The sequence below is a fragment of the Pseudomonas sp. FW507-12TSA genome (genome assembly GCF_058781435.1).
In genome coordinates this window covers 124,502-137,681 of sequence record NZ_JBYSWT010000007.1, presented here as the reverse complement: position 1 = coordinate 137,681, position 13,180 = coordinate 124,502, and the positions used below count along the sequence as shown (strand labels likewise).

General features: G+C 62.5%; 12 protein-coding genes and 1 pseudogene. 7 read left to right on the top strand and 6 right to left on the bottom strand.

What is annotated here, in order from left to right; translation table 11 throughout:
- From AC3WK8_RS09305 to secB, 3 genes are read left to right on the top strand one after another with little or no spacing between them, the layout of a single operon-like run.
- On the top strand, positions 1–414 hold the full coding sequence (locus tag AC3WK8_RS09305; protein ID WP_022639249.1) for a rhodanese-like domain-containing protein: 414 nt from the start codon (positions 1–3) through the stop codon (positions 412–414).
- Positions 414–668, top strand: a complete 255-nt coding sequence (gene grxC, locus AC3WK8_RS09300) for a glutaredoxin 3 (RefSeq protein ID WP_022639250.1) — start codon at positions 414–416, stop codon at positions 666–668. Before AC3WK8_RS09305 ends, grxC begins: the two co-directional genes overlap by 1 nt.
- Before the next feature lie 39 nt (positions 669–707).
- Positions 708–1,187, top strand: a complete 480-nt coding sequence (gene secB, locus AC3WK8_RS09295; protein ID WP_103324629.1) for a protein-export chaperone SecB — start codon at positions 708–710, stop codon at positions 1,185–1,187.
- Between the two features lie 167 nt (positions 1,188–1,354).
- Here the strand turns inward: secB and AC3WK8_RS09290 are convergent, their stop codons facing one another.
- Positions 1,355–1,810 (bottom strand): tRNA (cytidine(34)-2'-O)-methyltransferase, encoded by a 456-nt coding sequence (locus AC3WK8_RS09290; RefSeq protein ID WP_022639252.1) that lies wholly within the window; start codon positions 1,808–1,810, stop codon positions 1,355–1,357.
- On the opposite strand from AC3WK8_RS09290, the gene AC3WK8_RS09285 reads away from it, so the two are divergent.
- Positions 1,809–2,249 carry a hypothetical protein gene (locus AC3WK8_RS09285; RefSeq protein WP_103324628.1) on the top strand — a complete coding sequence of 147 codons (441 nt, stop codon included), beginning with the start codon at positions 1,809–1,811 and terminating at the stop codon, positions 2,247–2,249. The genes AC3WK8_RS09290 and AC3WK8_RS09285 overlap by 2 nt on opposite strands.
- Positions 2,250–2,760: 511 nt before the next feature.
- On the opposite strand, the gene ntrC is transcribed toward AC3WK8_RS09285, so the two are convergent.
- Together ntrC and glnL are read right to left on the bottom strand one after the other, a co-directional pair.
- Positions 2,761–4,197 carry a nitrogen regulation protein NR(I) gene (gene ntrC / locus AC3WK8_RS09280; protein ID WP_103324627.1) on the bottom strand — a complete coding sequence of 479 codons (1,437 nt, stop codon included), beginning with the start codon at positions 4,195–4,197 and terminating at the stop codon, positions 2,761–2,763.
- Positions 4,194–5,279 (bottom strand): nitrogen regulation protein NR(II), encoded by a 1,086-nt coding sequence (glnL, locus tag AC3WK8_RS09275; RefSeq protein WP_022639255.1) that lies wholly within the window; start codon positions 5,277–5,279, stop codon positions 4,194–4,196. The genes ntrC and glnL overlap by 4 nt, the downstream gene beginning before the upstream one ends.
- A gap of 359 nt (positions 5,280–5,638) precedes the next feature.
- Between glnL and AC3WK8_RS09270 the strand changes: the two are divergent.
- A pseudogene (locus tag AC3WK8_RS09270) lies at positions 5,639–6,768 on the top strand (bifunctional transcriptional activator/DNA repair enzyme AdaA).
- Here the strand turns inward: AC3WK8_RS09270 and AC3WK8_RS09265 are convergent.
- The 3 genes from AC3WK8_RS09265 to glnA form a co-directional block, all read right to left on the bottom strand.
- Positions 6,737–7,186: a DUF4124 domain-containing protein gene (locus AC3WK8_RS09265; RefSeq protein WP_178088007.1), complete on the bottom strand. Its 450-nt coding sequence runs from the start codon at positions 7,184–7,186 to the stop codon at positions 6,737–6,739. The pseudogene AC3WK8_RS09270 and the gene AC3WK8_RS09265 sit on opposite strands and share 32 nt — an antisense overlap.
- A 60-nt stretch (positions 7,187–7,246) precedes the next feature.
- Complete coding sequence (locus tag AC3WK8_RS09260; RefSeq protein WP_103324626.1) at positions 7,247–7,801, bottom strand: chorismate mutase; 555 nt, start codon at positions 7,799–7,801, stop codon at positions 7,247–7,249.
- A 151-nt stretch (positions 7,802–7,952) separates the two neighbouring features.
- A complete protein-coding gene (gene glnA / locus AC3WK8_RS09255; RefSeq protein ID WP_053132545.1) occupies positions 7,953–9,359 on the bottom strand; it encodes a glutamate--ammonia ligase in 1,407 nt (468 codons plus the stop codon).
- A gap of 332 nt (positions 9,360–9,691) precedes the next feature.
- Here glnA and thiI point away from each other — a divergent pair, with 332 nt between their 5' ends.
- On the top strand, positions 9,692–11,146 hold the full coding sequence (gene thiI, locus AC3WK8_RS09250) for a tRNA uracil 4-sulfurtransferase ThiI (RefSeq protein WP_053132543.1): 1,455 nt from the start codon (positions 9,692–9,694) through the stop codon (positions 11,144–11,146).
- 139 nt (positions 11,147–11,285) lie between these two features.
- The gene (typA, locus tag AC3WK8_RS09245) at positions 11,286–13,109 is read left to right on the top strand and encodes a translational GTPase TypA (RefSeq protein WP_085595703.1); all 1,824 of its coding nucleotides are present in this window, start codon (positions 11,286–11,288) and stop codon (positions 13,107–13,109) included.
- Positions 13,110–13,180 lie beyond the last annotated feature (71 nt).

Below are 13,180 nucleotides of genomic sequence, written 5' to 3'. Positions count from 1 at the left end.
ATGGTTGCTCACCTGATTCAATTCGCTACTGAACACTACTTGCTCGTCGGCGCCTTCGTCATTCTCCTGGCCCTGCTGATCGCTCACGAACTGAGCCGCGGTGGTCGCAGCCTCAGCACCGGTGAGCTGACTGCGCTGGTCAATAGCGAGCAGGGCGTGGTGATCGATATCCGTCCATCCAAGGAATACGCCGCGGGCCATATCGTCGGCGCGCTGAACATTCCCCAGGACAAGCTCACCGCTCGCATCGGCGAGCTGGAGAAGCACAAGGCCAAGACCATCATCCTGGTGGATGCCCAGGGCCAGCACGCCGGCACCCACGCCCGCGAGCTGATGAAGTCTGGCTTCACCGCGGCCAAGCTGTCCGGCGGTGTCGCCAGCTGGAAGGCCGATAACCTGCCATTGGTGAAGTAATGTCCCAGGTCATCGTCTACTCCAGTGATTACTGCCCTTATTGCTCGCGGGCCAAGCATCTGCTCGCAAGCAAAGGCGTAGCCTTCGAAGAGATCAAGGTCGATGGCAAGCCGCAGGTGCGCGCCGAAATGACCCAGAAGGCCGGGCGTACGTCCGTGCCACAGATCTGGATCGGCGCCACCCACGTAGGTGGTTGTGATGATTTGTTTGCCCTGGAGCGCGCCGGCAAACTCGACGCGCTGCTGGCAGCCTGAAACTTCCCTTATAGACCCCGAGATCAAGAAGGATCTGAGATGACTGACCAACAGAACACTGCTGCTGCCGAAGACGAAAGCGCACCGCAATTCTCCCTGCAGCGCATCTACGTGCGTGACCTGTCCTTCGAAGCGCCGAAAAGCCCGGCGATCTTCCGTCAGCAGTGGGAGCCCAGCGTCTCCCTGGACCTGAACACTCGCCAGAAAGCCCTGGAAACCGACTTCCACGAAGTGGTGCTGACCTTGTCCGTGACCGTGAAGAACGGCGACGAAGTGGCCTTCATCGCTGAAGTGCAGCAGGCCGGTATCTTCCTGATCAAGAACCTGGACGAGGCTTCCATGAGCCACACCCTGGGTGCCTTCTGCCCGAACATCCTGTTCCCGTACGCTCGCGAAGCGCTGGACAGCCTGGTGACCCGTGGTTCGTTCCCGGCCCTGATGCTGGCTCCGGTGAACTTCGACGCGCTGTATGCCCAAGAGCTGCAACGCGTGCAGGCCGGCGAGAACACCGTTCAATAAGAGCTTCGCCCAGCCATGAAAAAAGCGCCTTTGACGGCGCTTTTTTCATGGCTGGGCGAAACCTCCAGGTAGGAGCGAGGCTTGTCCGCGACAAGGGCGACGCGAAATGCCTGAGCACCGCGTTACCATTCATCGCGGGCACGCTTGGCTCCGGCACGAGCAGGCGCTTATTTGAAGCCCAGTTGGCGCCAGCCTTCATAGACCGCCACCGCCACGGTGTTGGACAGGTTCAGGCTGCGGCAGCCTTCGCGCATGGGCAGGCGCAGGCGCTGTTCGCCGGGCAGGGCGTCCAGCACTTCGGCCGGCAAGCCACGGCTTTCCGGGCCGAACAAGAAGGCGTCGCCTTCCTGGAAGCTGGCGTCGTGGAAAGGCCGCGAGCCCTTGGTAGTGAAGGCGAACAGGCGCGGGTGGCCGAGGCTCTGCAGGCAGCTGGCGAGGTCGGGGTGGCGTTGCAGGGTGGCGTATTCGTGATAGTCGAGGCCGGCGCGACGCAGGCGCTTGTCGTCCATTTCGAAACCCAGCGGCTCGATCAAGTGCAGGTGGCAGCCGCTGTTGGCACATAGCCTGATAACGTTGCCGGTATTCGGCGGAATTTCTGGTTGGAAGAGGATGACGTGAAACATGCACGGCTCCGAAGAGAAAGACAGGCAGCATTCTACGCCTGAAGAAGACCCGCGGCCGAAGCTAATGCTGCGGGTGTTCGGCTCCCTGGCCATAGTCGGGTTGATGGTTGGCTTGATGATCGGGCGCCTGACCCAGACCGAGCCGGTGCAGTTGCTCAAGGTCGAAGGCGTGGCCGAGGGCCTGGTGGTGTGGTTCGACCGTGAGCCCAAGGTCCATGGCGAGCATATCGAGGGGGCGGTGGCGCTGCTGTTCGATGCCACGGGCCAGGCACAACAGGGTCAATTGCAAGTCAACCAGCGGACCGCGAACTGGCGGATACGCCTGGCGGGCCAGGGCTTGTTGCTGAACCTGGTGGCTGCTCGCCCGCTGCGGGGCGAATGGAGCGCAAGCGAGGTGGACGGGCGTTGGCGCCTGGAAGTCCGCCTGCGCGAGCAATAAAAGAGGGAAACCCCGGCCTGCCTGTACCAAGGCCCCCAAAAGGGAAGGGCTGGTCGTTTTGTCGGCGACGAGCCCTGGTGTAAAGAAGGGGATTCCCGGCCTGCCTGTACCAGGGTCCCCAAAACTCTGGCCTGCTCGCTTGGCGCGGGCGGACCGGGTGTTAAAGAGGGGAGTCCTGGCCTGCCTGTACCAAGGTCCCCGAAACGGGTGAGCGGTGGTGCTCGTGATCTTGTTATTGCAGGGGGCGTGCCAATTCGGGATTAAACGGTTCAGTTAATTGCAGGCTCAAGCTGAGGGCCCCGTTTCTCGGGGCTTTCGCCGTTTTGTTGAGTTTTTTTTGCCTGGCCTGGTGCGGCCGTTCGCAAGCAGATCCTGCGTCTGGCTGAGCCTTTTGCTGGTGCAGGCTCACCATTTCGGTGCACGAAAAGCATCGCGGGCAAGCCTCGCGCCTACGCAACACAAGATCCGTAGGGGCAAGGCTTGCCCGCGATAGAGGTTACAGAACGGCAGCTCAAGCCTCGTCGCTGTCCTCCTCGTCGCCACCGTCGACCTTCATGCCCAGTTCCTTGATCTTGCGGGTCAGGGTATTGCGCCCCCAGCCCAGCAGGACTGCGGCGTCGCGGCGCCGGCCCGCGGTGTGCTTGAGGGCGGTCTCGATCATGATCCGCTCGAAGCTCGGTACCGCGCTGTCCAGCAGGTTGGACTGGCCGCGGGCCAGGGCCTGGTCGGCCCACTGGCGCAATGCCTGCTCCCAGTTGGTCACCGGCGCCGAGTCCTGGGGCAGGCTCAGCAGTTCCGGTGGCAGGTCGCCGATATGCACCTCACGCCCGGAAGCCATCACGGTGATCCAGCGGCAGGTGTTCTCCAGCTGGCGCACGTTGCCCGGCCAGGGCAGGTTCTTCAGGTATTCCTCGGTCTCGTGCTTGAGCAGCTTGGGTTCCACCGCCAGCTCCTGGGCCGCGCGGCCGAGGAAGTGCTTGGCCAGGGTCGGGATGTCCTCGCGACGATCCGACAGGCGGGGAATGTGGATGCGGATCACGTTGAGGCGGTGGAACAGGTCTTCGCGAAACTTGCCGGCATGGACCAGGGTTTCCAGGTTCTGGTGGGTGGCGGCGATGATCCGCACGTCGACCTTGACCGGGGTATGGCCTCCGACCCGGTAGAACTCGCCATCGGCCAGCACCCGCAGCAGCCGGGTCTGGGTGTCGGCCGGCATGTCGCCGATCTCGTCCAGGAACAGGGTGCCGCCGTCGGCCTGCTCGAAGCGCCCGCGCCGCAGGTTGGCCGCGCCGGTGAACGCGCCTTTTTCATGGCCGAACAGCTCGGACTCCATCAGGTCCTTGGGGATGGCCGCCATGTTCAAGGCGATGAACGGCGAACTCGCCCGGGGGCTGTGGCGATGCAGGGCATGGGCCACCAGTTCCTTGCCGGTGCCGGATTCGCCATTGATCAGCACGGTGATGTTGGAGTGGCTCAGCCGGCCGATGGCGCGGAATACCTCCTGCATCGCCGGCGCCTCGCCGATGATCTCCGGGGTGCGGGCCAGGCTCGGGGCCACTTCCAGGCCTTGCTGTTCCTGGGCGTGCTGGTTGGCGCGCTTGACCAGGGACACCGCCTCGTCGACGTCGAATGGCTTGGGCAGGTACTCGAAGGCGCCGCCCTGGTAGGAGGCGACGGCGCTGTCCAGGTCGGAGTGGGCGGTCATGATGATCACCGGCAGGCGCGGGTGCTGCTCGCGAATCCGTGCCAGCAGGTCGAGGCCGCTGGCCCCGGGCATGCGGATGTCGGAGATGATCACGTCCGGGGTCTGGCGTGCCAGGCGGCTCATCACCCCGTCGGCGCTGTCGAAGCTCTGGGTGGTCATCCCTTCCTGCTGCAAGGCTTTTTCCAGGACCCAGCGGATTGAACGGTCGTCATCGACGATCCACACGGTTTCACTTCGGCTCATGTCGATGGGGCTCCTTGTTCCAGTGGCAGAAAGATCGAGAACGTGGTGTGGCCTGGGTGGCTGTCGCACTCGATCAAGCCCTGGTGCTGGCTGATGATGTTCTGGGTGATGGCCAGGCCCAGCCCGGTACCATCCGGACGGCCGCTGACCATGGGGAAGAAGAGGGTGTCCTGCAGTTCGGCGGGAATCCCCGGGCCGTTGTCGATGATCTCGATCTTGGTCACCAGGCGGTGGCGTACGTGGCCGATTGTGAACTGGCGCATGGTGCGGCTGCGCAAGGTGATGCGGCCCAGGCGCAATTCGTTCTGGGTGCTGATGGCCTGCATGGCGTTGCGCACGATGTTCAGGACTGCCTGGATCATCTGCTCGCGGTCGACCAGCACGTCGGGAATGCTCGGGTCGTAGTCCCGGACCAGGGTGATGCAGCCCTGGCTCTCGGCCTCCACCAGGCTGCAGACCCGCTCCAGCACCTCGTGGATATTGGTCGGCGCCAGGACCGGCAGCTTGTTCGAGCCGAGCATGCGGTCCACCAGGTTCCGCAGGCGATCGGCCTCTTCGATGATGACGTTGGTGTAATCCCTGAGGCCTTCTTCAGGCAGCTGGCGGGCCAGCAACTGGGCTGCGCCACGGATTCCCCCCAGGGGATTCTTGATTTCGTGGGCCAGGCCGCGCACCAGCATCTTGCTGGTTTCCTGCTTGGACAGCTGGGCCTCTTCCTTGGTGATGCGCAGCAAGCGATCCCGGGGATGGACTTCCAGCAGCAGCAAGGTGTCGCCGTTGCTGAGGATCGGCGTCACTGCATAGTCCACGGTCAGGGTCTGGCCGGTCAGGGCGGTGAGCATCGCCTCGCGCTTGGTGAAGGGGTGGGCCTGCTCCACCGCCTGGCGCAGGGAGCTCAAGGCTTCGGCCGACTCGGTGAATAGCTCGCTGATGAACTGCCCATGGCTGCGCTGGCCGCTGATGGCCAGGAGCATTTCCGCCGCCGGGTTCATGTACTCAAGGCGCAGGTCGGCGTTGAGCAGGATGGTGGCGGTGGTCAGGTTGTCCAGTAACAGGCGATGCAGTGGGTCGCTGATGGTCATTCGGACCTCTTTTGGAGCAGGGCGATCTGCGGCCGGTCGCGGATCGTGCACGGGTTGAAGCACTGTCATGGGGAAAATGCAAAAACCAAACCAAGGCTCCGAAAAGAAGCGTCCGAGCCCCTGAAGCAGGCGTTTGAACGACGCTTGCCTGGCGGGCTGCCAGCCCTGGCGAAGGTTTTCGACCCAAAATGGGTGGCCGATGAGCCATGGGTGCAAGGTTGTGCACCAATATAGTGCATGATCTGCCTCCGTGCATGATCCTTCGGCTGGATGGTGAATCGACGCCCGTTTTTCAGCGGCAACCATCCGGGCGCGGGTTTAGAGTGCCGGACCCGATGCTCGAAGAACCAGGATGCACCATGGACCACGCCCCCCTGCTGTTTCGCCTCCCTGACGACGACACCCTGTACCAGGCACTGCTGGATCGCGATCCGGCCTATGAAGGTTTTGCCTATGTCGGGGTGAAAAGCACCGGAGTGTTCTGCCGCCTGACCTGTGCCGCCCGCAAGCCCAAGCGCCATAACACGGTGTTCTTCGGCTCGATCAAGGGGTGTGTCGAAGCGGGTTTTCGCCCCTGCTTGCGTTGCCGCCCACTGGCCGAGGCGGGAGTCCAGGAGCCCTGGGTCAAGGTCTTGCTCGAGCAACTGCACGCGGATGCCGAGCGCCGCTGGTACGAGGATGACCTGGTGCGCCTGGGTTTGGACCCGTCCACCGTGCGGCGTGCCTTCAAGCGCTACTTCGGCGTGACCTTCCTGGAGATGGCCCGCTTGCGGCGCATGGGCCGGGGCATGCAGCAACTGGCATCGGGCGAGCCGGTGATCGAGGCCCAGATCAGTGCCGGCTTCGACTCCGACAGCGGCTTTCGCAAGGCCTTCGGCTGGTCGGCCAGCCACCCTCGAACTTGCGGGGGCGCGAGCTGCTCAAGGCGGATTGGTTGCAGACCCCCATCGGCGTGATGCTGGCCGTGGCCGATGCCCAGGTCCTGCATCTGCTGGAGTTCTTCGACCGCCCGGCCCTGGCGGGGGAGCTGCGCAAGTTGCAGGACAGCAGTGGTTCGAGCATCGGCTTCGGGCGTTTTGCCCCCATCGACCAGATCGAGGCCGAACTGCGCCGTTATTTCGCCGGTGAGCCGGTGTCTTTCCAGACACCATTGGCGATGCAGGCCTCGGCCTTCACCCGTACGGTATGGCAGGCGCTGCGGGCCATTCCCCTGGGCAGCACCTGCAGTTACGCCGGGTTGGCGCGGGATATCGGCTCGCCGACGGCGGTGCGCGCCGTGGCCCGGGCCAATGGCGCCAACCAGATCGCCATCGTCATCGCCTGCCATCGGGTGATCGGCGCCGATGGCTCGCTCACCGGTTATGGCGGTGGCCTATGGCGCAAACGCTGGCTGCTGGAGCATGAGCGACGCATGCACCTGGCCGGACGGGAACAACCGGTGCAGGCCAAGGAGTCGTTCAGCGGTGGGCGCGCAGCAGGAAGAAACTGATTTCCGCGCTTTGCTGCAGGACTTGCTCGCCCTCAAGGACTTGCACCGCCAGGCGATGAAGGCCGCGGTCGAGGTTCGACAAATGCAACTGCGGGCCACGGCCAGGGGCGCCGTGGGGTTCGCCATCCAGCAGCAGGCGCAGGCGATGGGACGGCTTTAGCGGCGGGTGCAGGTCTACCTGGACGCTGAAGCTGCCGTTGTTGGCCCGCAGCGCGCCCTGCTCCGGCACTCCGTTGAGCTGCAGGCGGCGGTAGGCCTGCCTTTGGCTGGTCTGGCAGGCGGCCGGTGCCCTGTTCGAAGGCGGCCAGTCGCTGGGTCCTCGGTCGCTGCCGGTGCAATGGCCGGCGGTGGGGTGATAGGGGGCCGCATCAACCGGCAGCAGGGTTATCCACAGCAGCCATAAAGCAGCGATACGCATGGTCCGGATCCTCCTGGTGAGCCCTCAGCATAGGGGCGCACCGGGCAGGGGCGGGCGTGGTTAACCTTTGAATACACATAATTCGGCGGTGGCCCGGATCATCGCCAGCTGGCGCAGCAGTTCGCCGGCGCTGGCCTGGTTGGCCCGGGCCAGCCACTGCGGGCAGTGCGGGTCGCTGCGCCGGGGAGCGAAGCTGGCCAGTTGTTGCAGCAGGCGCTTTTGCAACTGGTCCAGTTGCGGGCGGATCTGTCCGGCCAGGTCCTGGCGGGGAGTGTCCGGAGCCCGGCCTTGCAGGTTCCAGGCCGAGAGCCTGGCGTATTGCACCAGCTTGTTGGCCTCGATCTGCGCGGCGAAGAACTGCTCCACCATGGCTTCATCCAGGCCATGGCTGGCTGCCTGGGCCGTGGCTGCGGCGATCACCTGTTGCTCCCGGGGCCGGTCTTCCACGGCCTTGTGGCTGTCCCATTTGCTCAAGGCCACCTGCTCGGCGAGTGTCAGGCGTTCAGCGATGCTGCCCAGTAGTGGGGCGAGGCTGGCCGGGGTGTCATCGGCCCGGGCCAGGCTGGCGGACAGGGCGCAGGCCAGGGCGAGAAACAGGCTCAGGGAAGATTTCATCGGCGGGCTTCCGGGTGGGTAATGGGCTGGCCATGATGCCTGCAAGCTGGCGGGACGCCCACGGAAAATCCCCGGGGCGTTTGTGCCGGGAATGAAAAAGGCCTCCCGAAGGAGGCCTTTCGATCACGCCGCTTGCGCGAGCGCTACCGGATCAGCAGCTGTAGTACAGCTCGTATTCCAGTGGGTGCACGAAGGTGCGGACCTTGATCTCTTCTTCGCTTTTCAGGGCGATGTAGGCGTCGATGAAGTCGTCGCTGAAAACGCCGCCTTTGGTCAGGAACGCACGGCCCTTGTCCAGCTCTTCCAGGGCTTCCTTCAGGCTGCCGCAAACTTGCGGGATCTCTTTGGCCTCTTCAGGCGGCAGGTCGTACAGGTTCTTGTCCGCGGCATCGCCTGGGTGGATCTTGTTCTGGATACCGTCCAGGCCGGCCATCAGCAGTGCGGCGAAGCACAGGTACGGGTTGGCGGCCGGGTCCGGGAAGCGTGCTTCGATACGGCGGGCTTTGGGGCTCGACACGTAAGGGATGCGGATCGAAGCGGAGCGGTTACGGGCCGAGTAGGCCAGCATCACTGGAGCTTCGAAGCCTGGCACCAGGCGCTTGTAGGAGTTGGTGGCCGGGTTGGTGAAGCCGTTCAGGGCCTTGCCGTGCTTGATGATGCCGCCAATGAAGTACAGGGCGGTATCGGACAGGCCGGCATAACCTTCACCTGCGAAGGTGTTCTTGCCGTCTTTCCAGATCGACATGTGTACGTGCATGCCCGAGCCGTTGTCGCCGTACAGCGGTTTTGGCATGAAGGTGGCGGTGCGGCCATAGGCGTCGGCCACGTTGTGCACCACGTACTTCAGGGTCTGGGTTTCGTCGGCCTTCTTCACCAGGGTGTTGAACTTGACGCCGATTTCGTTCTGGCCGGCAGTCGCCACTTCGTGGTGGTGGACTTCGACGGTCAGGCCCATTTCTTCCAGTGCGTTGCACATGGAGGTACGGATTTCGTGGTCATGGTCGAACGGTGGCACGGGGAAGTAGCCGCCCTTGATGCCTGGACGGTGGCCCTTGTTGCCGCCTTCCACGTCCTGGTCGGACATCCACGAGCCTTGCTCGGAGTAGATCTTGAACATCGAGCCGGAGATGTCGGACTTGAACTTCACCTGGTCGAAGATGAAGAACTCAGGCTCTGGACCTGCGAATACGGTGTCGCCGATACCGGTGGCCTTCAGGTGCTCTTCGGCGCGCTTGGCGATCGCCCTTGGGTCACGGTCGTAGCCCTGCATGCTCGAAGGCTCGATGATGTCGCACACCAGGATCAGGGTCGGCTCTTCGGTGAACGGGTCGAGCACGGCGGTCTCGTCGTCCGGCATCAGGATCATGTCGGAGGCTTCGATGCCTTTCCAGCCAGCGATGGAGGAACCATCGAACATCTTGCCCGCTTCGAAGAAGTCCTCATCCAGCGCATCACGAGCCGGCATGGTCACGTGATGTTGAGTGCCCTTGGTGTCCGTGAAGCGCAGATCAATCCACTTGACGTCATGATCTTTGATGAGTTGAACCGACTTCGACATAGTGTCCTCCGGGGTGGCTTCGGGCTTGATGTTGGAGTGCCCTTAGAATGTGGGTGATGCCGGCGCGAATACTCTGCCATGGCAACCTGCCTCACAAGGGAGCAAATTGCATGCCAGTGCCCTGGGATGGGTTTTGTGCTCCAAAACCACGCTTTGTACGACCCATGGCAACGAACGCCGGCTTTTTGCGCACTGCAATGTAGCGCTTATTCGAACGAATGACCCGTTTTGGTGCATTGAAAACCTTCTGCACATTAACTGGTTAAACCTTGAGCAATTTCCGCTATAATCCGCGCCCCCCTTTTTCGGCTGGCCCAGCGCGCGCTGTTTTCATGAAACTAATCGTTAAAGTTTTCCCGGAAATCACCATCAAGAGCCGCCCGGTACGGACGCGTTTCATCCGTCAGCTGGCCAAGAACATCCGTGCCGTGCTCCGCGACCTGGACCCGGCCGTGGTGGTCAATGGTGTGTGGGACAACCTCGAGCTGGAAACCGCCGTCAGCGAGCCCAAGGCCCTGAAGGAGATGACCGAGCGCCTGCGCTGCATGCCCGGCATCGCGCATTTCCTGCAGGTCGATGAATACCCCCTGGGGGATTTCGACGACATCGTCGCCAAGTGCAAGCAGCACTTCGGCCACGCCCTGGAAGGGAAGATCTTCGCCGTGCGCTGCAAGCGGGCGGGCAAGCATGAATTCAGCTCCATGGATGTGGAAAAGTACGTCGGCAGCCAGTTGCGCCGGCAGTGCGGTGCGGCGGGAATTTCCCTGAAAGAGCCGCAAATCGAAGTGCGGATGGAAATTCGCGACCAACGGTTGTTCGTGATCCACAGCCAGCACAACGGCATCGGCGGCTACCCGCTGGGCGCCCTGGAACAGACCCTGGTGCTGATGTCCGGCGGCTTCGACTCCACCGTGGCGGCCTACCAGATCATGCGCCGCGGCCTGATGGGGCACTTCTGCTTCTTCAACCTGGGCGGTCGTGCCCATGAATTGGGCGTGATGGAAGTCGCGCACTATATTTGGAAGAAGTACGGCAGCTCCCAGCGCGTGCTGTTCGTCAGCGTGCCGTTCGAGGAAGTGCTCGGCGAGATCCTCGGCAAGGTCGACGACAGTCATATGGGCGTCATCTTGAAGCGTATGATGTTGCGTGCCGCCTCGAGCATCGCCGAGCGCCTGCACATCGACGCGCTGGTTACCGGCGAGGCGATCTCCCAGGTTTCCAGCCAGACCCTGCCGAACCTGTCGGTGATCGACTGCGTGACCGACAAGCTGGTGCTGCGGCCGCTGATCGCCAGCCACAAGCAGGACATCATCGACCTGGCCAACCAGATCGGCACCGCCGATTTCGCCAGGCACATGCCGGAATACTGCGGGGTCATCTCGGTGAACCCCAAGACCAATGCCAAGCGCCATCGCGTCGAGCATGAAGAGAAAGAATTCGACATGGCCGTGCTCGAGCGAGCGATCGAGCGGGCCAAGCTGGTGCCGATCGATCGCGTGATCGACGAGCTGGGCCAGGACCTCAAGGTCGAGGAAGTCGACGAAGCCCTGGCCGGCCAGATCGTCATCGACATCCGCCATCCGGATGCCCAGGAAGACGATCCGCTGGAACTGCCGGGGATCGAAGTGCAAGCGCTGCCGTTCTATGCGGTGAACGCTCGTTTCAAGGAGCTGGACCCCAACCGCCAGTACCTGCTGTATTGCGACAAAGGCGTCATGAGTCGCCTGCATGCTCACCATCTGCTCAGCGAGGGACATGCCAATGTGCGCGTTTATAGACCGAGCTAAATGCCCGGGGCTGTTCGCCTGTGGCTTGCGTCACCGGCCCCCCGACGCCGCCGTCAAGCTGTAACGGCAAGGCCTGAATCTACTGTCCATCGCTGCCCGCACTGGTCAGCACACCGAATCCTCTGATCGAGATACACAAGTGATCGAAAATCTACGCAACATCGCCATCATCGCCCACGTTGACCATGGTAAGACCACCCTGGTAGACAAACTCCTGCGCCAGTCCGGCACCCTGGAGCGCAACGAGCTCAACGACGAGCGCGTGATGGACTCCAACGACCAGGAAAAAGAGCGCGGCATTACCATCCTGGCCAAAAACACCGCCATCAACTGGAACGGCTACCACATCAACATCGTGGACACCCCCGGCCACGCCGACTTCGGCGGCGAAGTTGAGCGCGTAATGTCCATGGTCGATTCCGTTCTGCTGCTGGTCGACGCTCAAGACGGCCCTATGCCGCAAACCCGTTTCGTGACCAAGAAGGCTTTCGAAGCCGGCCTGCGTCCGATCGTGGTGATCAACAAGGTCGACCGTCCGGGCGCGCGTCCTGACTGGGTTCTGGACCAGATCTTCGACCTGTTCGACAACCTGGGCGCTACCGAAGAACAGCTGGACTTCAAAGTGGTCTACGCCTCGGCCCTGAACGGCATCGCCGGTCTGGACCACACCGACATGGCTGAAGACATGACCCCGCTGTACCAGTCGATCGTCGACAACGTGCCTGCGCCAAGCGTCGACCGTGACGGTCCGTTCCAGATGCAGATCTCTGCCCTGGACTACAACAGCTTCCTGGGTGTGATCGGTGTTGGCCGTATCGCCCGTGGTCGCATCAAGCCGAACACCCCGGTTGTGGCCATCGACACCGAAGGCAAGAAGCGCAACGGCCGTATCCTCAAGCTGATGGGCCACCACGGCCTGCACCGCGTCGACGTCGAAGAAGCCCAGGCTGGCGACATCGTCTGCATCAGCGGTTTCGATGAGCTGTTCATCTCCGACACCCTGTGCGCCCCGGATACGGTCGAAGCGATGAAGCCGCTGACCGTTGACGAGCCAACCGTTTCCATGACCTTCCAGGTCAACGACTCGCCGTTCTGCGGCAAGGAAGGCAAGTTCGTCACCAGCCGTAACATCAAGGACCGTCTGGACAAAGAGCTGCTGTACAACGTTGCCCTGCGCGTCCAGGAAACCGATTCCCCTGACAAGTTCAAGGTATCGGGCCGTGGTGAGCTGCACCTGTCGGTACTGATCGAAACCATGCGTCGCGAAGGCTTCGAGATGGCTGTAGGCCGTCCGGAAGTGATCATCCGCGAAGTGAACGGCACCAAGCAGGAACCGTTCGAAAACGTGACCATCGACATTCCTGAAGAATCCCAGGGCAAGGTCATGGAAGAGATGGGCCTGCGTAAAGGCGACCTGACCAACATGGTGCCGGATGGCAAGGGCCGTGTTCGTCTGGAATACAACATCCCTGCTCGCGGTCTGATCGGTTTCCGTAACCAGTTCCTGACCCTGACCAACGGTGCGGGCATCCTGACTTCGATCTTCGATCGCTACGACACCATGAAGTCCGGCCAGATGTCCGGCCGCCTGAACGGTGTTCTGGTTTCGGTCGAGACCGGCAAGGCCCTGACCTACTCCCTGGAAACCCTGCAGGCTCGCGGCAAGCTGTTCGTCGAGCACGGCCAGGAGATCTACAACGGTCAGATCATCGGCCTGAACAGCCGTGACAACGACCTGGGCGTGAACCCGACCAAAGGCAAGAAGCTCGACAACATGCGTGCTTCGGGCAAGGACGAAGTCATCGCCCTGGTACCACCGGTTCGCCACACCCTCGAGCAGGCCCTGGAATTCATCCAGGACGACGAGCTGTGCGAAGTGACTCCTAAGTCGATCCGTCTGCGCAAGAAGATCCTCGACGAAGGCGAGCGTACCCGCGCTGCCAAGAAAGCCAAGTCCAACTAAGACTGGCTGAATGAAAAACGCCCCCGGTCGCAAGGCCGGGGGCGTTTTTTTGTGTCTGGAGAAAACCTGTA